The sequence below is a fragment of the Candidatus Clostridium helianthi genome, from assembly GCF_045310795.1.
In the GTDB taxonomy this organism is placed as follows: domain Bacteria; phylum Bacillota; class Clostridia; order Clostridiales; family Clostridiaceae; genus Clostridium; species Clostridium helianthi.
This window is the reverse complement of record NZ_JBJIAB010000018.1, coordinates 1-22,836: the sequence shown is the minus strand read 5'-3', so window position 1 is coordinate 22,836 and position 22,836 is coordinate 1. Positions and strand designations below refer to the sequence as shown.

The window sequence follows — 22,836 nt, the reverse complement described above, 5'->3', positions numbered from 1 at the left end:
TAGATCATCTTTTTGAATATCTAATAAAGATATTTAGAATCTCATTTTCATTATGAATAAATAAAATAATATACGTGGCAATGCAATAACAGATAGTATTGCAATCGCAGTATGTACTTTTTTCTCATCTCGTAATATAAACAAGAAAAACTTATATCCTACAATACCAATGAATCCACCCAAACAATTTAGAATTATGTCATCAATGTCTGATGCTCCAATTCCAAGGATCCCCTGAATGATTTCAACAAGCAAACTTACTATAAATACAAACAACAAATTGGTCATTACTCCTTTATTATTTTTGAATAATATCAAATATGCACCAAGAGGAATAAATATAGCTATATTTCCAACTACATTACCAAATGCGAACTTTTTTATAGAGACAGAGCTACTAAATATATATTCCTTTATACTATAAAAAGGAATGAGGTTAATTGACCTATATTCCAAATTAGAGATTCTTGATAAAAACAATATTTTAATTAGCAAAAGTATGTAGCAAATGAAAACACCGTATAAAAAGAATGTTTTAATTCGTTCTCGTTTATTCATAATAATACCTCCATTTTTCATTTGATTACTATTTATTCTCCGATGTTCAGTTTATAAATAATCTTCCGTTCGCATTTATATACAAATATTCACTATTATTATATATAAAATGAGTAGCAGAATCCGTATCACCATGGCATATTAATATACCATTTACATACTCCGCAGTAAGGCGCAGATTAAATATCTTATTTTCCTAATATTTCATATCAGAGCCTGTCCTGTTCGATAATTTCATCTTACCGAAATCAGGTAAGCAATGTTGGAATTTTTGCTTATGAAAATCTTAATAAATTTTTATGAATAACTTATTATTTTCCTATGCTGCTATATACAGCTAATGCATCGGTAATATTATACTGTTCCGTATGGTGATTCCCTTTAGCACCAGCTGAAATCAGAATATATTCTTGTTTACCCACTTTGGCAAGACTCGCAAGACATAGACCTGCCTCATCGGTATACCCAGTTTTTCCTCCTAAAATTTGCCCACCAGTAATGTTTTGATTGTTAAGTTCTTCAAACATGGTACTGTTAAAGGTTATCCCACGAGGGTGCTTATTCGTAGGTGGTGTGGAGTGACGAGATGAAGTAAAAATCTCTCTGAAAGTATCATTTTGCAAAGCATAACTTAGAAAAATAGACAGATCTTTGACTGTTGTATAATGGTTTTCGTTCTGAAGACCTGTGGCATTTTCAAAATGAGTGTTTTTCATACCAAGTTCAGCCGCCTTTTGATTCATCATCTTTACAAAATTCTGCTCTGACCCCGCAATTTGATTGGCAAGCCCAATACAACACTCCGCTCCGCTTGGCAGCAGGGCCCCATATAACAGGTCGATTGCCCTAACCTGCTCTCCTGGTTTAAAACCTGCCATTGATGCATCTTGTCCGTATAACCCCTGAAACGCAGAATTGTTCAGTTTAATTTCTTCCTTTAGATTAGGTAAATTTTCTATGGCAACAATGGCTGTCATCATTTTAGTCAAAGAAGCAGGATAGATTTTTTCTTCACTATTTTTCTGCATCATGATGGTATTATCTTTTAGACTGATCAGAATCGCATTAGGACTGTTCAGCTTGTCAGGAGATATAGGAACAGAGGAATCAAACGATGAAACCGATGTTATTCTACCACCATATTCTTTCTCAAAGATGTGATGATATCCTGGAACAATAATATATTTATAAACAAAAGCAGCAATTCCAATCATCAACAGAAATGCTACAGATATGAATATTTTTGACTTTTTCTTTTTTACTTTTCGTACCATAATAAAACAACTCCTTCTTCTGTTCTAATATTATTTAAACATAGAATAAAGAGCCATTTGGGAATTCTATCTTATGGAATTCTTAAGATTTTCTTATTGCAGAAGCTTTACTGTATTGAATAGAATTCATATTCCATCTGCTGCTTTCAATTATTCGTTTATATAAGTACTTACTCTGTCCTGGATAGTCTTTGCTGTAGCATCAGCAGTCTTTTGACCATCAAAAAAGTCTTTACTCTCTTCTTGTACAATATTTAATACTTTTTGGTCTACAGGTGCATATTTTTTTGCCTTGCTAATTAGTTCAGGAACTATATTAACATCTTCCTCAGTAAGAGGTTTGGTAATTTTTATAACTTGACCCTTATTAGCGAACTTTAGCTTATCATTCCCTATAGCTTTCTTTGACATATCTATTGTGTCCTGTGCAGCTTTCGAAGATGCAGTCTTCTTAATTGGAAAGCTAGTCCAAGAAGACTCCGACATCATCTCATCAGAAACTAAAAATTTAAGGAAATCCCAGGCAAGATCTTTATTTGAGGATTTATTATTAATTCCGAAAGTTGCAGTGGCAGTGAAAGACAAATTGTCTCCTTCGCCTGGATACTTTAGGAAATCCACTCCGCCCTCATAAACTTGTTTTGTAAGCATTAAATCAAAATACATGCTTAGCTTAGTTGGGCTAAATACTACTCCTCCTCTATTAGTCAGGTCATCTGTTTTCCCATCAGTAGTATCTGTATTTACATAATTTTTATCTATCATGGATTTTGCTAAATTAAGAATATCAATAAATTCTTTTGAATCAAAGCTTAAAGTTTTTTTGTTTTTATCTGCAAATTTATTATAGTTTTCAGAAACAAGGTAAGATACTAGCATACTTCCATCTACTCCTGACAAGGCATATATTCCTTGCATGCCATCTTTTTTGCTGCCGTCTACAATATTAGCTGCGATACCCTCAAAGTCGTTCCAGTTCCATTTATCATCATCCACCTTAATATTGTATTTATCTAGTAATGCCTTGTTAGCCTCCAAAACATTAATGTTTATGCTTAGAGGAAAACTATACAAATTTCCATTATACTTCATGGCATCAAGAACATTTGAGTAATAATTATTTAAGTCGAAGCTCTTGTCATCTTTAATCATATCACTTAAATTTGCAAGCAGATTTTTATCAATATATTTTTCATATGGGAGAGTGTTTAAGGATATAATATCGGTGCCTTTTCCTGACATAAGTTCTGTGTTCATGGCAGTAACATATTTTTCAATATCCTCAGATTTTTCATCTTCTACACGCCTAGAAACTTTCCCCTCATTTCCTCCTTGCAGTGGATCAGACGTATATTCTTTAACGTTAATAATTGTACCTGGATGCTGCTCCTGGTATTTTTTTATGGCCGTATCAAGATAATTATCTTTTGTTATTACAGAAATAGTTAAGGTATTATCACCCGAAGTATTTGTCGCACTGCTGTTATTTGCTGTACTTTTACAACCAACTGTCCCAATTGCCGTTAACACGACTAGGCCTAGACATGTAAGTTTTTTTGAAATATTGATTCTAAATAATTTGTTTTTATACATTTTAAATACACTCCTCTTTGTTATCTATATAAATTTTATTTTTTATGGCCAAATACCGTAGTAGCGTAAGAAATATAAAAGTAAAAACTAATATTACCCCTTTAACATTAATTGTGATAGGCATTTTCAATATGAGTAAGATAATTAAAGCTAGTATTACTAATAAAATGAGTAAAATACAGCAATATAACAATGTTTTAAATACATTTTCCTCCTTGAGCTTTAAAAGTTTAAGTGCAAGGAAATATAATGGAAAACCTGTCAGCAGCTCAATGGAAAAACTTATGTTTTGCATTATGCTTAACAAATTTAACTTCATCTCAGGATAGGTAGGAACGTAGCCTACATTTCTGACTTTATCTTGTATTAAACTCTTAAAAAGATCAGAGTAAAAGGTTGTATCAATTAGTTCAGAAGGCACAAAGTTTGGTGGAATATATATATTGAATTTTACTGTGACCCAAATAAGATATATAAAGGTTACAAGTAAAGCTATTTCTACTACTGAAATGATAACCAGAGCAGATCTCATTCTTAAAACATCTTTCAAATAATTCCCTTTGAGATCTGATTTTATCATTGAACATATATATACTGACTTATCTTTTACAGCAAGCAGTAATATGAGAATTGAAACTATGCCTAAGATAAAGACCATCAACAAATCTTTCTGTGCCAAAATTACTTTTTCAATATTGTAATCAATGATCTTATAATTATCTGCGCTTTTTCCAATAGAAGTTAGAGCTTCAGTGACTTTACTAATATTCTGACCCGTTGTGCCACTGCTTGAGAGATTTACCTCAAAGGAAGTAATCTTTGAATCCATATCATATAAGAGCATTTGCTCAACTGGTATGTAAACACTACCAAGGCCATTTTCAGTGAGAATCTGCAGAATAGATTTATCTGAGTCTATAACACCAATTATTTTAAACTTCTGGTTAAAGAGTTCTATATGCATTCCTACCACATTATCATTATTAAAAAGTGCTTCAGCACAGGTTTCATCTACTACTGCAACAAGTTCATTTTTATCTCCTGGAGTTACAAGACTTCCAGATTTCAGCTTAATTTGATGAAACATAGCATATTTATCACTAATACCATAAATTTCAGCATCACTATGGCTATTTTTATAGGAAACAGAGGATTTCTTCTCAGCTACATATGCTGTGGTAGTATTTTTAAAAGCGAACTTTTGGAGATGCTGCATATCATCTTGACTAAATGAGCTGTTTTCTAGTGAATTTGAATTATTTAGTACATTGACTTCGACTTTGTTTGTTTTATAGCTTCCGTTTATTTCGCTATATTTTGATGTTAAGGAGCCTCCAAGTATGATATTAAAAATTAAAATAAATACACCTGCTGCCAGAATAATATAAGGTAGCTTAAACGACTTCAACCTTTCACCTCTTTTCTTTAGGCTATATGCCTATTTCTCTACTACTGCTCTGTCGCCATCGGATAAGGATTTCGTACTTTTAGCCACTATCTTATCCCTAGAGTCTAGACCTTTTATCACTGCTGAATTAGTACTGTCAGAGTCTTCCACAATAATATCTACTCTTTTAACAAAACTTTCTTTTCCAAGCGGGCCTTCCTTTTCTATTACTGAGAATACATAAGTGCCATTATTGTCTGTATAAACAGCACTGTTTGGCACCAAGGTAGAATACTGTTTAGTCTGTTTAATTATGTTAACCTCCGCATTCTCTCCACCTTGAAGATCTGGATCATTTAAGTCTATAATAAGTTCTTTGTTATCTCCATTTTTAGAATCTGCTTTTATTTGAGATACTTTTCCGGCGATTATTTTATCTTCAAGAGAGGTAATCTCCACATCTACTGAGTCTCCTGATTTAACAAAAGTTACAAGGTCACTGTTTACTGAAATAGAAACCTGAAAGCCTCCTGATGTTTCAGCTAATTTGAATAAAGCTTTGGAGCTATTTGCCAAGGAACCTTCATTGAAATTTAGCTCTGTGATTACTCCATCAGAGGGTGCTGTATATACTCCACCATTAGCAATTTGCTTGTTTAAAGAATCTATTTTTCTTGCTTCAATTTCTAAGTTAAGCTGTGCATTTTCAATATCCTCTTGATTTGTTTTTATATATGCTTCTTTAGTCTGTACTGCTAGGTTATAGTTCCTTTCAGCCTCATCCATATCAGCTTTAGCATTTTGCAGATTATTTGCAGTTTCAAAGTCAGAATCAAAGAGGGTTTTTATATCTTGGTAGCTCTTGGATTTTTGGTTTTTATTTTTTAGAGCAGTTTCAATATCATTATTTAGTTTCAGCAGATTAGAGCTATCATTTAGTTTATCAATGACTATTTGCATCTGACGGTATTTTGCATTCTCATCCTGTAAGCTTGATTTGATATCTCCTATATCAAGGGTTATTATTGGCTGTCCTTCTTTTACGGTATCGTTAAGTTTGACATTAACATTCTTTACTAAAAGATTGTTTCCTACATCTATATACTGTTCGAAAATTGAGTTGGCTGTTACAGTACCTTTACCGCTTATTTCTTTAATAAGTGCTCCGCTCACTGCTGTATCAACAGTGATTCTTGATAGAGTAAAATTATTAATAGTATTTGAGAAAAAAGTTAACAATGCCATCATCACTATGAATGTAATTAACAATTTGCCTGTAAGCTTCTTTCTTTTCGTATACTCAATGAGTTGCGCACGGATCAATTCTTCATACCTCCATTAATAGATTGTTTTATTCTTTGATTCCGGAACGTTCAATTCCTTCAATTAAATAGTTTACTCCAAACAAGAAGATTAGGAGCATGGGCAGCATATATATTGCAGATGCTGAAAAGGCAAGTCCTCTTTCACCGCTGATTATTCTGGATAGATATACCGAAAGAGGCTGCTTGGCAGCATCTCTAAGAAAAACAAGAGGCTGTTCTACCATATTCCAGTTGTCTATAAAAACTAAAATAAACATTGCTGCTATTCCGTTTTTGCACATAGGTAAAATGATTTTAAAAAATATTGTAAACTGACTTGCTCCATCTACTTTTGCAGCTTCTATGTAAGAATCGGGTATCTGGTCCATATACTGTTTCATAAGAAATACTCCAAAGGTATTAAAAATTCCAGGTAATATAATGGATAGATAGTTGTTAACAAGACCTAATTTATCAGCAACCAAATAGTTGGGAACTAAGGTTACCTGAAAGGGCAAGAGCATTACGATTATGTATATAAAAAACAACTGATCCCGACCTTTGAATTTAAGCTTAGCAAAAGCAAAAGCTGTCAAACAAGAAACAACTATTTGTCCAAGGACAATAGGAACAGTAATAATCACTGAATTCCAAAACATAAAAAGAAACTGAGGCTTCTTAACGAGCACATTATAATACTGTTCTATTACAACGACCTCTGGGATAAGCCTCAAACTGGCATATTTATTTGACGAATCAGCTATAGATGAACTTGTACTGCTTGACTCTGAAATCATGCTGTAATTATATGTTATTTCAGTCTCACTCATGAAAGAGTTTGAAACTGTAAGCACTAAAGGAAAAAGAAAGCCTATCGCCATTAATGATAGTAATGCTGTAATCAGTATCCTCTTAAATCTGTATTTCATTGAGTTTCTCCTTTCATTCAAAACAATGGATAGCCTATCTCAATCGGTCTCCACTTACTAGGATTCCTACAAAAGTCCATTTACATTTAGAACTTTTATCTCCTTTCTTCGAAGTATAATACTAATTTGTACTAGTTTAGTGATTTATTAATTTTTCTTTCTATAAAAAATAGTATAAAAACGATGAATACTATGAAGAATGCCATAATAAAGGCTGCTGAAGTTAGTTTTTCATAATCTAACTGCACAAACATATTATTCATGTAATGCTGCAGCATATAAATACTGCTGTTAGGGTGGTCTCCTGAGATGAGATAAGTCTCTCTGAAAACCTTAAAGGAATTTATTATAGACATAATAAAAACAAAAAATGTTGTTGGTGTAAGGTAAACTAAGGTTATACCTGTAAATTGCTTAAATGGAGTTGCGCCATCAATTTTAGCGGCTTCATAGTATTCAGCAGGTATATTTTGCAATCCTGCCAAAAAAAGCACCATACTGTACCCAATATTTTTCCACAGGTAAACAATGACTATAACAATCCTCGCCAAGTCGCTTTCCATCCAATCCACAGGGGCATATCCGAATAGAGTTATCACACCATTTAAAGCTCCATTAATATCAAACAAAGACTGCCAAACAAGAACTACCGAGGCAACCGGGACAACCAGTGGTGTTATGAACAAGGTTCTGAAAATTTCTCTGCCTATTATTGCTTTATTGGATAGAATAAGCGCAAGCAGTAAGGATAACACAATATTGAGAGGCACGCTCAAGCAAGTAAATAAAGCCGTGTTGGTTACAGCTTTAATAAAACTTGGATTCTTTATCAAATCTATATAATTTTTAAGACCTACGAATTCCCCATTAATTGGACTGCTTACAATAGAATAGTAAAAACCTCCAATAAAAGGAACTGCGTAAAAAATAGAAAAACCTATTATGCTGGGGGCAAGAAAAAGTATAGCCAATTTAGCATCCTTTGATTTAAAGTTCTCCTTTTTTGCATTTCGTTCCATAATAAAACAACTCCTTATTCTGTGCTGATATTATTTAAACACAGAATAAGGAGCTATTTTGGAATTCCATCTTATGAACTTCTTAAGATTTTCTTATGATGGAATACTTATAGTAAATGTGGTATTTTCTAGGTTGCTTTCCACAGAGATTGTTCCATTGTGAGCCTTGACAATTTCTTGTGCGATTGCCAAACCTAACCCTGCTCCACCAGTGTTCGTGGAACGTGCAGAATCTAATCTATAAAACTTTTCAAAAATAGTGTCAAGCTTTCCTTGTGGGATTGGATTCCCTTGATTAATAAAAGTTATAACAATATTTTTCTGCTGTTGCTTAGCAGAAATGTCGATAATACTGTTTTCATAGCTATAGGCTATAGCATTTTTCAAAATATTATTGAACACGCGAGCCAGTTTGTCTGCATCTCCTAGCAGTACAAGGCCATCAGGTACATTGACGGATACCTTTTTTTCCTGTGCAGTTAGCATTGGATAAAATTCATCTGCCAACTGCTGGAGCATGAACAGTAAATTAATTTTTTCTTTATTCAAAATAATGGTTTGAAGATTAAATCTTGTGATCTCAAAAAACTCATTTATAAGTTCCTCTAATCTATAAGCTTTTTCCAAGGTAATACCCACATATTTTGCCTTCTGCTCTGGAGGCATATCAGAAGCTTCATCCAGAAGGCTTAAGTATCCTATAACGGAGGTCAGAGGTGTCTTTATATCATGAGCCAAGTAAACTACTAAATCATTTTTGCGCTGCTCTGCATCAAGAGCAGCCTTCTTTTGTTTTTCCAAGTTACTTTTTATCTGATTTAGCTTATTTTCCATAAAATCCAATTCTGGAGATAATGTAATTTCATCATCAGATTCCTCAGAAAGTTTATCCATTCCAGCACTAATTTCATCAAAATACTTGGTAAACCACGAAATTGTAAATTTAAGTAATATAACTAAGAATATTAGAATTACAAAAAATGTAATAACGCTCATATTATTAAGAAATGCATACCGATAAATTTTCACAGCATCATTATCATTCAAAAGAAACGTATTCTTAAAAAAACGGACAATGCTATCACTAATACTAAAATTCTTTTGAATTATAAAGCGCAGGAAGATAACAGTTGCAACCGCGGTAAAAATAATAAGGAGCATTTGAAAAAATACTTTCCTTTTTAATTTTATATAGTCATTCTTTCTTTTATCTGTCTCACTTTTCAATTTTATAGCCACCCCCCCATACCGTTTTGATATATTTAGGATGTTCCGCGTTGTCGTGCATTTTTTCTCTTAGATGCCTAATATGAACCATTACAGTATTATTACTGTTAGTGAAATACTTATCTCCCCATACTTCATGGAACAAGTCTTCCGAGCTTACTACTCGTCCGCGATTTGAGCAAAGAACCCAAAGAATTGAAAACTCTGTAGGAGTGAGAGATAGCTTTTTTTCATTTAGCATACATTCATGGGTATCCCTATCCAATACTAAGCCGGAAAAGGCAATTAAGTGTTCTTCCTGGTTTGGCTCTGAAGAATTATATTTGGTAAATCTCCTGAGCTGTGCCTTTACACGGGCGACAAGCTCCAAAGGGCGAAACGGTTTTGTTATGTAATCATCTGCACCTAGTGTCAATCCGGTAATTTTATCAATTTCTTCTTCTTTAGCAGTCAACATAATAATAGGAAAATTATGATTTTCCCTAATTTTCTGACAGAGAGTAAAGCCATCAATATCCGGCAGCATGACATCAAGTATCGCAAGATCTAACTGTTCCGACTGAACACACTGTAATGCATCTTGACCGTTATAAAATTTGTATATCGTAAACCCTTCATTTTTTAAATAAACTTCAATTAGGTCCGCTATGGACTGTTCATCGTCTACAATCAAAATATTTATATTCATAAGTTTTATCCCCTCTTCCTGATTAACACTCATTATTATAATAATTCAAAACAAAAATTTATATCATATTAATTTTCTTATGAAAACCTTAAGGCTTTATTAATATATGCTTTAATCTTTATGTAAATCATTTAAATACTCCTTAAAATTCTCTAATGTTTTTTATAAAAGTTAGAATAAAATTTCTCATCTGATTTTGTTTCTCTTAAATATTCATCCCTTTTACAAAGTTATAATATATATTTAGTTTCTATTTTAATTTAATTCGTTATATTTTAACATAATCCAATTTACTTAATAACTAATTTCATTTATTTGTAATAATCATTTAAGATTTCTATACTCTTATCTTAAATGTTATATAAAAATTTAACTTATCATTTAAATTTAATCTCTAATTGTGTTTAATTTATGAAGCAGATACTCTTTTTTATTCAATGGATCATAAGTTGTTTTTTGACGTGTCTTTGCAAATTCAGCTGGAACTTCCTTATGTCCATAAAATTTTGTCATAAACATTCCCTTACCTTCTGTATATGAAGCTATTTTCATTTTATATTCCTTCGAATTTTCTACTGGAATCAACCCTTTTATTGAAAATTCATCCTCTATAACAATAGGATTATCAAAGGTAGCTCTCATAGATTCTAAATCCCAAATCGCTTTACTTAAAACATTTTGAGGAATTCTTAATTCAAATTCATGTAATGGTTCTAATAAAACAGTTTGTGCTTTATATAATGCTTCCATGAATACCATAGGCGTCACATTCCTGAAATCTGCTGGGGTGCTGGCTGGACTAAAAAATTCACCACAGGTAAGTGTAACTTTCACATCTGTAACCTCCCATCCAAATAGTCCTTGTTTGCTAGTCTTAATAACTGCTTCTTCAATTGCATTTTGAAAAGATTTCGGCAATGACCCTACTGAAACATTAGATATATATCTAAGACCTGCACCTCTTCCTGCTGGTTCTATTTTCAATCCTACTGTTGCCCAAAAAGGATTCAAGCCTTCCTGCATATGCATTATTGATGTTCCAACACCTTTAGGTGCCTCCTTATAGATAGTTTGAATATTAGAATACTCTACTTTTATTCCATATAAATCATTTAGTATAGAACTTAGTATTTCCATTTGAACTTCGCCGAATAAATTCACATAAATCTCTTTATCTATATCATTCATCTCTAATTCTAATAGTGGATCTTCCTCTGTAAGTAGTGTTAATGCCCTAAATAACTCTGAATTCTTTTCTTTGTCAATTGCAGAAATCGTTGTTTTTAATGTTGGTTTAGCCATGGATATATTCTTAATTTTATTATTTGAAATTCCGATTACATCTCCAACTTGGAAACTCGCAAGGCCATATAAAATACCTATATCCCCTGCTTCTATGCTCTGAGCCTCAATAATTTTCCCATTTTCTAAACTATTAATTTTTTTTACTTTCTCTGTTATATCCTTATTGGGTACTTGAATTTTATCTCTTACAGATATTTTTCCATTAAATAATCTTACATAAACATTCTTTTCGTTTGCACTTGTTCTTTCGATTTTAAATACAACTCCAGATAAATCATCTTCAGAATCACCATTTGCACACGGAAGATGGCTGCAAATTCCATCTAATAACTCTTCAATGCCGAGTCCAATTGCTGCAGCACCACAAAATACTGGATATAGATTTCCTTCCCTTGCATATAATGAAAGTTTTTCTTGTATTTCTTCTTTATCAGTCTCTATCCCACTTATATATCTTTCCAAAAACACTTCATCTAAATCTGATATAACATCAATTGCATCATTATTTATCATGCATATATCAGATAAATTTTTTAAATAAACATCTTTACTTCCCACATCATATGCTTCTTGTAATCTAACAACTTTATTAGACATATTCTTTTTTATTTCTTCAAATACTTTATTGAAATCTGCTCCAATTCTATCCAGCTTATTCACAAAAATTATTGTTGGAATATTTAATTCCTTTAATGTATTAAATAATATTCTTGTTTGAGACTGAATCCCCTCTACTCCTGATATAACTATTATTGCTCCATCTAAAACTCTTAATGAACGTTCAACTTCTGAAATAAAATCTACATGTCCTGGAGTATCAACAATATTTACTTTAATATCATTCCAAGTGAAAGATATGGTTGAAGATTTAATAGTAATTCCTCTCCTACGTTCAAGCTCCATAGAATCTGTCTGTGTGTTACCTAAATCAACCCTTCCAACAGATTTTATGGCCCCACTATAATATAATAAATTCTCTGTTATTGTTGTTTTTCCAGCATCCACGTGTGCAACGATTCCTATATTAATTATTTTCTTCATAATCGTCACCTCCAACTCTATCAGACACCTTTTTATCCATTATCATAGAAACAATATATAGAACCAATACTAGTGTCACTAATAACGAAGTACATGCTATACCAATACTTACTGAAATATTTGTAGCTATAATCCCTATAATTGGCCCACCTAAAATTTGACCTAAGGCATTTATTTGTCCATTTATAGAAAGTACAGTAGCTCTAGCCTTATCGTCTATATGTCCATTAAGCCATGCACTAAATATAGGTTCATTTATAGTTCTAAAGGTATTTGTCGCTAAATACGCTATTAACATTAAATTAAAGTTTTTTGTAATAGCAAATATGAACATAAATAATATATAAACTATATTTATACCTAGCAAAAGCTTTCCATTATTACTCTTATCATCATCAAGCCTATTTGACATAAAATGCATAACCATTGCACTTAATAACATTCCTGCAATTCCAAAAATCCCAAACCAAGTGACTGGGTTAAGATTCCAAAGCTTAGGAAGCGCAGTATCTTGCAGAAAATGTGCATTAGAAAGTCTATCATACCCTTCACTCGACAATCCATAAAACAAAGTTACAGAAAGTAAAATCATAATTATAGATTTACTTTTTATAAATTTAAGACCAGACTTAAAAGTATATCCCATCTTTTTGAATGTATTTAAATCCTCTGGAGCAGAAGGCTTAAAATTATTTTCTGGCATATATAGCCCTAAAAATAATGAAAGAATAATAAATAAAACTCCACTAACTATAATAGGCAATCTTACAGAAAAATTAGCTATTACAGTGCTTAATACTATTCCAATAACTGATCCTATCTGTCCTACTTGTGCCCCCTTCATATAAATTTGATCCAAATCTTTAATCCTCTCTTCTTCTGCAATCCATGCTTCAAGAGATCCGCTGATGAAAGTAGAACCCACTCCCCATACTATCTGTGCTGCAAGTACGAAAATAAAACTAGAAATAGAGCCCTCTAAAATAAGTCCTAACCCTGTTAAAACTGCACCTATAACAATAGATAGTTTACGACTATATACATCCGCAACTATACCTGTAGGAATTTCAAATATGAAACATGCTGTCTCTAAAGTAGTTCCAACAAGTATAAGCTGAAGTGGATTTAAATGAACATTTTCAATGTGATACACTATCATAACTGTCGCTATCAACGAAAAACACATTGCAGTAATAGCTGAAAATAATAAATAAATTTTATATGCTGAAAGTTTATTAACCATTAATAATCACCATCCTAGTATTTCTTAAAAAATTTGTCTTTCTTTTGTAATCTGCAATTTTAAATATATAAATTTTCATAATATTCTCCTTAAAAATAAATAAAAAAAAAGCTGCAAATGAACATAATAATTCACTTACAGCCTTATAATCATATAACCTAAATACAAACATGAAATATACAACTTTAATTTATATAACTTATTGGTAAAGGATACTAAAGAAAATAACAATCCAAAATGCCATGATTATTTTCATCAGGCAAGGAAGCAGATTGATCTCATAGCGGACCTACTAGGGCAATCTGCTGACCCAGTATAATGAAAAATAGGCTCCGCAGATTGACTTGTTATTTTTTTAAACGTTCCAAAATTATACAAATTAAAATCTCATAACATATCTATAAATGTAGCAAAAATAGGCATAAAAATACCGTGTTTAGAACACGGCTTCCTATTATGCAGATAAAGACGTAACATGCTCATTATAATACTGATTATTTTTAGAGTACACAAATAAACATGGCAATATCAATATTTTCATTAATTGATTCTACCACAAATAAAACTTGAGTTATTCAAGCTTTTTTCATATACTTTTTAAAATAATCCTTATTCAGTTAGTTTAGTTAAAAACTACCTCTTTGCGCATATTTACATCACCTTTACATTTATATTCTTTTCATGTTTATATTTTAGTATAGTTACATCATATATGAATTTTAAATTTTTTTCAATGCTTTTATTTTTTAGGCTATGTTAAATAATAGTGTTGATAATGAAGAATATTATCTACTCTATCCATTCACTTGTTCCTTTTTTAATGAAAGTGCTATTACGCCTATGATTAGCCCGCAAGCCATTATCAGTGCAGCGATTAAAAAAGTATTATGTATACCTGCTGTGATATTCTCAGGACTTGAACTATCCATTGCTTTAGTTTTATTAAAAAGATAGAATATTGCACCTATTACAGCAGCCCCTGTAGTTTGTCCAATAGAGCGCGATAAATTAAAAGATACTATGGATTGTGGAATTGTATTAGCTATATTCATAATTCCAAAGTCTTTAGCAGCATCTTTTTCATTTGGTAGAATTCTTGCTATAAGTGCAGTATCAACTGCTAAGAACATACCATAACCAAAGCCGTAAAATATAGCACTTATCATTATGTAAATTACCGAAGGAGCAAAAATATTAATTGAAACCCCTATCACGAGTATAATTCCAGAAATAATTATAAATAGCTTTTGTTTTCTAAATTTATCCGAAAGTATCCCTCCAATCACACAACCTACTGCTAGAGATGACATCATTATAACTATAAACTACCTTATCCTCTTTAATCAATGCAACGCCTACTAAATCCGTTATTATACCAATTACAGCCAAAACTGTAAACCTTAGAATTAATGGAGTCTGTCCCATAATATTCATAATAAGCATCCCAATAATTCCCGAAAATGGGACAATCAAACCTATAAGCCCTGATGTCGTCCCCTACATGATTCATCTACTTAGTCAGGTACTAATGCTGTAGCTGAAGCAGTACCAAAATTGAAAAATAGATTTGCTGCACACCAAAACATACCTATGAACCAAACATTTGTTGATAAAGCGATCCCCATAAGCGAAGCAGAACCAAGCACAGAACCCATTAGTATCCAAGTACGTCTACGCCCAAATTTCAAACTAGTGCGATCAATTAAAGCATCTCCATTTGGATTTGCAAAAGCTGCAACTAAAGCACCAAATCCTGTGATAATTCCAAATGATATTGTATAGTGCTCCGGATCAATTTCCATGACTTTGAAAACAAAAATTATCATCAAAGGGGCCATTAAGGCAATAAACTGACTTCCCTCACTTATTAGTATCCCTGCGATTAATCTCTTAAAAGGTGTTTTTATCGATTCCAAGGCTGTTTCTCTATCCATATTTTTCTCCATATTATGTGATTATAAATGTTCTATAAGTTTCAGCGTGCAGTCAACTTACTATCGTAAGTGATTTATAAGCTATACAATATCAAGTTTTTCTGATTAAATAAACTTTACATTCGTCAGTTTTTCAGATACTTCCCAAAGCTTTGAAGCCACCTTAACATCCAGAGCTTGTGGTGCAATTTTAGCTATGGTAGGATATCCTCTCATCTCTTTCATTTTTGAAGGACCATAATATGTTCCGCCTGTTGCATTTTCTGCTGTCGCAGCATAAAGTGATGGCCATGCTCCATGAGCTGCTGGCTGAAATAAAAACGGACCCATTAAACGTCTTACAATTCCAGTTGGGCTATTCTTTCCAGCTCCATTAGGGATTAATTCCGTTCTTGATATCCCTGGATGTGTACTCATACTGGTAATCCCCCAGCCAGCCGCATCACTTCGTCGTTGCAATTCAAATGCAAACATAAGGCATGCGAGTTTTGACTGAGAATAGGTTACCATTGGGTTGTAGCTGCTTTCTGCTTGAAGATCATCGAAATCTATAACTCCTGAAAGATGAGCTAAGCTACTCAAGGTGATTACTCTTGGCTTATTTCCTTTCTTCAAAAGAGGAAGCATATGTGCTGTTAATGCAAAATGTCCAAAATAATTTGTGCCCATTTGCAGTTCAAATCCATCTTTTGTAACCAAACGCTTAGGCGGAGCCATTACTGCCGCATTGTTTATAAGAATATCTACACTTTTGCGCTCAGATCTCATTCGTTCACCAAATGCTTCTATAGAGGCAAGATCCGCTAGGTCAAGCTTTTCAAAACGTATATTGCCAGAAGGATTTATTTTCTTAATCTTTCTTATAGCTTCTTCTCCTTTATCCTTATTCCTACCTGCCATTATAACTTCAGCTCCTGCACGAGTCATCTCCAATGCTGTTTCATAACCAATTCCACCTGTTCCTGTAATAACAACTGATCGACCTTTTTGTGAAGTAATATCTTTTGAAGTCCAATTTTGTTTCATATTTTCTGCCATAATAACAGCTCCTTATTATTTTATAATTATTGAGATTCCGTAAATGAGTATTGTGTATACTTCATACCTTTATGTTAATCTATTGGTTTTATTGTAACTGTTGAGTATAACGCAATTTAATTGCTAATAGGTAACTTAATATGTATTCTTATCATATCATCCTCACAGTCAGCCCAAATCTCACCATTATGAAGTGCTATAATTTTTTGTGATATTGCCAATCCCAGTCCTGAACCTTCAATTTTGCTGGATCTTGAAATATCAACTCTATAAAATTTCTCAAACATTTTATTTAACTTATCCTGTTCAATATGTCTACCCTTGTTTGAAATAGAAATATGAGTATAGTCTGATATGTTTTCTGCCTTGATAATTATTTCTGATGGTTTAATACTATACTTTTCTGCATTATTTAAAATATTATCAAAAACTCTCACTATTTTTTCAATATCTATTTTAATAGGAATTTCTTCAGCTATATCTGTTATAATGCTTAAACCTTTAGTTTCAAGCACTGGAGTATATTCTCCCAGCATTTGAATAAGTATAGAACTCAAATCCACTTCTTCAAGTTTTAAGGTTATATCTCTACTGGATAGCTTTGTGTACTCGAATAATTCATCAATAAGATTTTTCAATTTTATTGATAGGTTATATGTTGAGATTAAATATTCCATCTCTTCTTCTCTACTTTTATATTTTTCATTTTTTAAAATATCTATATATCCAATTATTGCTGTTAAGGGAGTTCTTAAATCATGAGAAACATTGGTTATTAGCTCAGTTTTTGTATTTTCTATTCCTCTTTCATGTTCAAACTTATCCTTTAGCTCCAAAGACATAGAATTTATGCTTTTGCAAAGTTCTGCTAATTCATCATTTCCACGTACTTTCAAGGTTGAACCTAATTGTTCATTTGCAATTTTAGAGACTTCTTCAGAAATATATTTGATATATTTTATTTTCTTATTTACTAATAATAAGAAAATGGCCAAAAAAGCTGCTATTCCAATTGCAGAGATAAGAAAGCTTATAATACAATAATCTATTACTTGCCCAGCGTTATTTCTTGCCAAGAAATAAGGTATAGTAATAAAAGTCGAAGATATATATACTAACAAAAATGCAAATGAGACAGAAATTATAATTGATAATATAAGTTCAAAACTGATTTTTCTTGTAAATATAGAAAATTTCATATCTTATACCCAACTCCCCAAACAGTCTTAATATATATAGGTCTTCTTGGATCTTCTTCAATTTTTTCTCTTATCTTCGTAATATGCACCATCACTGCATTATCTGATTTATAAAATATTTCTCCCCATACTCTTTCGTAAATCTTTTTTATACTAAAAACTATTCCTTTATTGCTTGCAAGAAGCTCAAGTATATCAAATTCTTTTGGTGTAAGTCTGACCTCATTGCCTCCTGAATACACTTGCCTTGTATCGGTATTTATTATCAAGTTACCAATTTCAATTATATTCTTAGCTAAATTTTGAGGCGTGGAGTATCTTGTGTATCTTCTAATCTGTGACTTAACTCTTGCTATAAGTTCCATAGCATTAAAGGGCTTTGTTATATAGTCATCAGCACCTGATGCCAGACCATGAATTTTATCAAGGTCTTCTGATTTTGCAGATAGAAATATAATAGGCATCATATTAACTTCTCTAATTTTCATACAGAGCTCTATTCCATCCATGATCGGCATCATAATATCTAAAAGAATAAGATCAATATTATTTTCATCAATAAATTTAAGAGCCTGTTCTCCATTTTCTGCTTTTAACACCTCATAGCCTTCGTTTTCTAAATATATCCCTGTAATTTTTCTTATTTCACTATCATCATCAACTATTAAAATTTTGTTTGACATAAAGTTACTCCTTTGCTTTAAGAATTTTGACATTTTAGTACATAAGCTGGAGGAAGATTAAGTACCACTCTTTCTAAATCTATTTTTTTAAAAAAACCTGCAATAAATTCTTTCTTTAAAAGAGTGTACTGAAAAGTTATAAATACCCCATCTTTCTTCAATATACTTCTAGTTTTTCTTAATATTTTATTTGAAGCATTCTTAGGTAAACTTGCAAAAGGTAAACCTGAAACTACATAATCAACTTCATTAATATTGTGCTCTTTTAAATATTTATCTACATTTTCAGCAGAGTCATTTTTTAAGATAATTTTATCATATCCCTTATATCTTTCCTCTAGTTGCTTACAAAATTCTTTATTAAATTCTAACAGCAGTAATATTGTGTCTTTTCTTTTCCCCTCTACAAGCTTGTCTGTAAAAACACCTGTACCTGGTCCGTATTCAACTATGCACTTTGCATTTTCAAAATCAATATCGCTGATCATTTTCTCAGCTAGCCTTTTCGAACTAGGAGCCACGGCTCCAACAATTCTTGGCGATTTAAAATATTCTCTCAGAAACTTCACTATCTTCACACTAAATCTTCCCCTTATTTTTAATAATTGATGGACAGCTATCAAAATTATTACATGGTCCTAGTATAAAGATAAAAGCTTAATATTCTCCCCCAAAAAATCTTAAGAATTCTTAAGAAAATATTGTTAACTCATAAATGAGTTAACTAAGTTCAAGGAAGAAAGTCGAAGATTTTGATTTTCACTTTATATAATAAGCATAGGGAGGTCTGTATGGATTTTAATTTCATTAAAGAATTAGTTTATAAATGTAAAAATGGAGATATGTTATCAATAGATATATTAGCTGTTCAACTATATTTCCCTAAATTATCAAGCTTAAGAGCTCCAAGATTACTAAATTCTTGGAGCTTTTATTTTCATAATGAGATTATTAAGTTCAGATATACTGTCAAATGAACTTGTTATTTTTTGATTTTGCTGACGCACTCTTGTTAAATGTATGAAAGTTCTGAATTGCAGTATAGCTGCTTTTTTTATAGGTGTATATTCTTCTATGGTAATATTCTTCGAGAATAAATATTGTTTAGAATATCTATTCTAGTATTCTTTAGATGCATCCAGCAAAATTCTCAGCAACTGGAATAAATGCATGCACCTTATTTCGGTAAGTTCTATGCTAAAGTATAGTTTTCAACTTGTTTATCTATATCTAAGCTCATTTGAATTGTATATCGTTATGGCGGAGAGAATACTTACAAACATCATAGTAAATACACAAACTAAGCCCATCGAACTAAATATTTCTCTATTTCCCGTTTCCACCAAAGCTTGTCCTATAAAGCTCAAGCCTTGTATCCCATATATGATTGATGCTTCAAGCCAGAACGTTTTCTTAAAATCGTCCTTTTTTTCCACGATATCATATTTTGAGATGTAAATTGAAAAAATCTGTAGAAATATATAGACTACTAAAAACCAACCTAAATAATTTGAAATTGGAACGTTAAAGTAACTGCCTCCATCCTCCCATATCCATACTTTATAAACTGTTGCAGTAATAGGATCCATAACTACATCCCACATTACCATAATAAAAGATGCAATTAACGGTACTAGGAATACATGAGCACCTTTAAGTCTTTTGCCAGTCTGTCCGTTTAGTATGTTTGATAAAGTCCATGCCATATAACCCATTCCAAAGTAAGCAGGCATTATTAATAATGGGACTTCCAATATTCGTGGACCAGACATGGTATAGTGATAATTCCCAAAAGGAAACCCCATGTAAATACTTAAAGCCTCAAAGGAATTACTGACTATCCACGTAACCACAAAAAATATAGCCATATTTTTGAATCCATAACGCTTACCCCCATGCATAAACGCCAAAAGGCATATGCAAAGAGCACCCGCAGGCCTTGCAACGTCACTTAAAAGGTTGCGTGGGGCAGCTAGAATTGAAGTATACAGTATAAATATAACTGCAATTAATGACCATCTTAAAAAACTAAATTCTTTATTTTTATTCGTTGTTATTATATTTTCATTTAAACTAATTGAACTATTTGACATAGCTTTTCCTCCTTATTTTTATTTTTCACACATTGATGCTATCTTGTCAAAATCTACACGCGTTAACTGTTTTGAAACTTCCCATAAGCGTTTTGCAACATTTACATCTTGTGCTTTAGTCGGTATCTTAGCTTGTCCAGGTAGGCCTTTAATTTCATAAAACCCACCCGGTCCGTAATACCCTCCGCCTTCAGCATTTGGTGCAGCTGCTGCGTACAGGGAAGGTAACGCTCCATCCCCAGCCGATTGTCGCATAAATGTAAAGATATTTAACATCCTTGCTAAAAAACTGTTTTCACCTGGACCATTAGCCATCAAATCCGTACTTGAAATTCCCGGATGAGATGCGATGCTCATGATACCCCAACCTGCTGCATCACTACGACGTTGAAGTTCTAAAGTAAACATTAAATCTGCAAGTTTTGATTGATCATAAGCCTCCATTGAGTCGTAATTACGCTCTGACTGCAAGTCATCAAAATTAATTTTAGCTTTTCTTTCTCTGTTTGCCATACTGCTGACAGTGACCACTCGCGGTTTATTTCCTTTTCTTAAAAGCGGCATTAGATGAGCAGTTAATGCAAAGTGCCCAAGGTAATTTGTCCCAAATTGCAACTCAAATCCATCCTTAGTGACTTTTCGCTGTGGTGGCGTCATCACACCTGCATTATTGATAAGTAAGTCGAGGCTTTGACGCTGTTTTTTTATACGAACACCAAACGCTTCTATGGATGCAAGATCAGCTAAGTCGATACTCTCAAAGCGGATATTAGCTGAAGGAACTATTGTACGAATTTTATTTACTGATTCAGCTCCCTTTTTTTCATTACGACCTGCCAAAATGACCTCTGCTCCTGCACGAACCAAAACCAATGCCGTCTCGTATCCCAATCCACCTGTACCTGTAATGATAACTGAACGACCATGTTGTTTGGGAATATTGATATCTATCCATTCTTCTGATTTTTTCATGCTTTTTCCCCTTCCTATCTCTAATTAATGTAATAAGTTGCGACTCCCTTGTGGTAAGTGTTCTTGAAATCTCCTGTAATTGGACATTGTTGTTTTTTACTTGAGATAAAATCCCGTTAATTTATGATAATTTTTATTATGCCGTTATAATTGTAACGTTACATTTGCAACGGATTAATTCTTATATTATATCGCTAATTGCTTAAAGTCAATACTGTCAAGGTCGTCTGTTACAATAGAGAAAAATTTGTTACGCATGACTTATATACTAAAGCTCAAAAAATCACATGATTTCAATATGGTTGCAATGGGACATCATAAGGTATACCTCTGTTTGAGTTTACTTGTACCTTATGCAATAACCTCCCCCTTATAAATCTTAGAAAATCACTGAAGAAGAAATGATATTTGTAGAATTGTTATTTCTGAACACTGGTAGTCATCCATTTTTTAAATTACATTTGTAACGTTACACTTGTAACAAATTGATTCTTATATTATAATGTTAATTGTTGAAATTTATATTCCCAAAGCCGTCTGATACATAAAGGAGGAATTTGTTTTGCCTGATTCTTATACCGAAGTCCAAAAAAAAATCACAAAAGAAAGTATATTCACTGCGCTGATGAAATTATTAGAAAAAAATCAGTTTAATGAAGTAACCATAACACAGATAACTAATCTTGCAGGTGTATCAAGAATGGCTTTCTATAGAAACTATAATGTTAAAGAAGATATCATCATTATCTATCTGGATGAGCTGTTCGATGAATTTATGAATGAAGTTAAAAGTTCAAGGTCCAGCGAAAAATACGATGTTGCATTGCTTTACTTTTCTTATTTTAAAGAAAGGAAAGATTTTATTGAAGTATTAATTAAGTCAGGATTGATATATATCTTTTATGATAGATTGAGTTGTTATTTATTCAACTTTCTTGAGAGTATTGGCGGTAATAACTTGCCGTATAATAATTATCTTACAAGATACGCATCGGGTGGCCTCTACAGCATTTTAATAGAATGGATAAATAATGATACTAAGGAGAGTGTTGAAGAAATGGCTAAACTTATTGCTGAAATCAATATTTAATGTCAATTCTTCTAACAAAGAAATACATATAAAATACTACAAAATGAAAAAAACTAATCATAGTAGAGACAGTTTTTAAATGCTCTCCAGTTACTAAAGGATAATTAAGCCTCACCATTTCAATTCTTTAAAACTATAAAGTAACTTAAAACACCACTTTACAAGTAATTAAAAAGAAATCCCATAAAATACAATGAACCAAACTCCGATTTCTGTACAAACTAATCATAACCACACAAATAATCTTTACAGGACGGTG

The 22,836-nt window shown here is 32.2% G+C and carries 22 protein-coding genes; 2 read left to right on the top strand and 20 right to left on the bottom strand.

Annotated elements, in window-relative coordinates:
- Positions 1-33: 33 nt before the first annotated feature.
- The 18 genes from ACJDTP_RS14480 to ACJDTP_RS14395 all read right to left on the bottom strand — a co-directional run bounded on the left by ACJDTP_RS14480 (position 34) and on the right by ACJDTP_RS14395 (position 19,000).
- On the bottom strand, positions 34-558 hold the full coding sequence (locus ACJDTP_RS14480) for a VanZ family protein (protein WP_406761627.1): 525 nt from the start codon (positions 556-558) through the stop codon (positions 34-36).
- A gap of 311 nt (positions 559-869) precedes the next feature.
- On the bottom strand, positions 870-1,832 hold the full coding sequence (locus ACJDTP_RS14475; protein WP_406761626.1) for a D-alanyl-D-alanine carboxypeptidase family protein: 963 nt from the start codon (positions 1,830-1,832) through the stop codon (positions 870-872).
- 150 nt (positions 1,833-1,982) lie between these two features.
- Complete coding sequence (locus ACJDTP_RS14470; RefSeq protein WP_406761625.1) at positions 1,983-3,425, bottom strand: ABC transporter substrate-binding protein; 1,443 nt, start codon at positions 3,423-3,425, stop codon at positions 1,983-1,985.
- A 1-nt stretch (position 3,426) separates the two neighbouring features.
- The gene (locus ACJDTP_RS14465; protein WP_406761624.1) at positions 3,427-4,833 is read right to left on the bottom strand and encodes an ABC transporter permease; all 1,407 of its coding nucleotides are present in this window, start codon (positions 4,831-4,833) and stop codon (positions 3,427-3,429) included.
- A gap of 30 nt (positions 4,834-4,863) precedes the next feature.
- Complete coding sequence (locus ACJDTP_RS14460; RefSeq protein WP_242984860.1) at positions 4,864-6,135, bottom strand: efflux RND transporter periplasmic adaptor subunit; 1,272 nt, start codon at positions 6,133-6,135, stop codon at positions 4,864-4,866.
- 28 nt (positions 6,136-6,163) lie between these two features.
- Positions 6,164-7,045 carry a carbohydrate ABC transporter permease gene (locus ACJDTP_RS14455; protein WP_103698726.1) on the bottom strand — a complete coding sequence of 294 codons (882 nt, stop codon included), beginning with the start codon at positions 7,043-7,045 and terminating at the stop codon, positions 6,164-6,166.
- A 131-nt stretch (positions 7,046-7,176) separates the two neighbouring features.
- Positions 7,177-8,064: a carbohydrate ABC transporter permease gene (locus ACJDTP_RS14450; RefSeq protein ID WP_406761623.1), complete on the bottom strand. Its 888-nt coding sequence runs from the start codon at positions 8,062-8,064 to the stop codon at positions 7,177-7,179.
- A 93-nt stretch (positions 8,065-8,157) separates the two neighbouring features.
- Complete coding sequence (gene vanS / locus ACJDTP_RS14445) at positions 8,158-9,303, bottom strand: vancomycin resistance histidine kinase VanS (protein WP_406761622.1); 1,146 nt, start codon at positions 9,301-9,303, stop codon at positions 8,158-8,160.
- The gene (gene vanR / locus ACJDTP_RS14440) at positions 9,281-9,979 is read right to left on the bottom strand and encodes a VanR-ABDEGLN family response regulator transcription factor (protein WP_406761621.1); all 699 of its coding nucleotides are present in this window, start codon (positions 9,977-9,979) and stop codon (positions 9,281-9,283) included. The genes vanS and vanR overlap by 23 nt, the downstream gene beginning before the upstream one ends.
- 387 nt (positions 9,980-10,366) lie before the next feature.
- Positions 10,367-12,325: a tetracycline resistance ribosomal protection protein gene (tet, locus tag ACJDTP_RS14435; protein ID WP_406761620.1), complete on the bottom strand. Its 1,959-nt coding sequence runs from the start codon at positions 12,323-12,325 to the stop codon at positions 10,367-10,369.
- Entirely contained in the window at positions 12,309-13,568 is a 1,260-nt protein-coding gene (tetA(P), locus tag ACJDTP_RS14430) for a tetracycline efflux MFS transporter TetA(P) (RefSeq protein WP_406761619.1), read from the bottom strand. Before tetA(P) ends, tet begins: the two co-directional genes overlap by 17 nt.
- Positions 13,569-14,362: 794 nt before the next feature.
- Positions 14,363-14,854, bottom strand: coding sequence for an MFS transporter (locus ACJDTP_RS14425; protein ID WP_406761618.1), 492 nt, complete (start codon positions 14,852-14,854; stop codon positions 14,363-14,365).
- Positions 14,829-15,002, bottom strand: a complete 174-nt coding sequence (locus tag ACJDTP_RS14420; RefSeq protein WP_406761617.1) for a hypothetical protein — start codon at positions 15,000-15,002, stop codon at positions 14,829-14,831. Before ACJDTP_RS14420 ends, ACJDTP_RS14425 begins: the two co-directional genes overlap by 26 nt.
- 80 nt (positions 15,003-15,082) lie before the next feature.
- Positions 15,083-15,502, bottom strand: coding sequence for an MFS transporter (locus tag ACJDTP_RS14415; protein ID WP_406761616.1), 420 nt, complete (start codon positions 15,500-15,502; stop codon positions 15,083-15,085).
- 105 nt (positions 15,503-15,607) lie between these two features.
- Positions 15,608-16,540 (bottom strand): oxidoreductase, encoded by a 933-nt coding sequence (locus ACJDTP_RS14410; RefSeq protein WP_406761615.1) that lies wholly within the window; start codon positions 16,538-16,540, stop codon positions 15,608-15,610.
- 116 nt (positions 16,541-16,656) lie between these two features.
- The gene (locus ACJDTP_RS14405; protein ID WP_406761614.1) at positions 16,657-17,739 is read right to left on the bottom strand and encodes a HAMP domain-containing sensor histidine kinase; all 1,083 of its coding nucleotides are present in this window, start codon (positions 17,737-17,739) and stop codon (positions 16,657-16,659) included.
- Positions 17,736-18,422 (bottom strand): response regulator transcription factor, encoded by a 687-nt coding sequence (locus ACJDTP_RS14400; RefSeq protein WP_406761613.1) that lies wholly within the window; start codon positions 18,420-18,422, stop codon positions 17,736-17,738. The genes ACJDTP_RS14405 and ACJDTP_RS14400 overlap by 4 nt, the downstream gene beginning before the upstream one ends.
- 17 nt (positions 18,423-18,439) lie before the next feature.
- Positions 18,440-19,000: a class I SAM-dependent methyltransferase gene (locus ACJDTP_RS14395; RefSeq protein WP_406761612.1), complete on the bottom strand. Its 561-nt coding sequence runs from the start codon at positions 18,998-19,000 to the stop codon at positions 18,440-18,442.
- A 213-nt stretch (positions 19,001-19,213) separates the two neighbouring features.
- Between ACJDTP_RS14395 and ACJDTP_RS14390 the strand changes: the two genes are divergently transcribed.
- Positions 19,214-19,399: a hypothetical protein gene (locus tag ACJDTP_RS14390; RefSeq protein WP_406761611.1), complete on the top strand. Its 186-nt coding sequence runs from the start codon at positions 19,214-19,216 to the stop codon at positions 19,397-19,399.
- A 243-nt stretch (positions 19,400-19,642) separates the two neighbouring features.
- Here the strand turns inward: ACJDTP_RS14390 and ACJDTP_RS14385 are convergent, their stop codons facing one another.
- Positions 19,643-20,515: a carotenoid biosynthesis protein gene (locus tag ACJDTP_RS14385; RefSeq protein ID WP_406761610.1), complete on the bottom strand. Its 873-nt coding sequence runs from the start codon at positions 20,513-20,515 to the stop codon at positions 19,643-19,645.
- Positions 20,516-20,533: 18 nt separating this feature from the next.
- The gene (locus ACJDTP_RS14380) at positions 20,534-21,487 is read right to left on the bottom strand and encodes an SDR family oxidoreductase (protein ID WP_406761609.1); all 954 of its coding nucleotides are present in this window, start codon (positions 21,485-21,487) and stop codon (positions 20,534-20,536) included.
- A gap of 562 nt (positions 21,488-22,049) precedes the next feature.
- Here ACJDTP_RS14380 and ACJDTP_RS14375 point away from each other — a divergent pair.
- The gene (locus tag ACJDTP_RS14375; protein WP_406761608.1) at positions 22,050-22,577 is read left to right on the top strand and encodes a TetR/AcrR family transcriptional regulator; all 528 of its coding nucleotides are present in this window, start codon (positions 22,050-22,052) and stop codon (positions 22,575-22,577) included.
- The last annotated feature ends 259 nt before the right edge of the window (positions 22,578-22,836 follow it).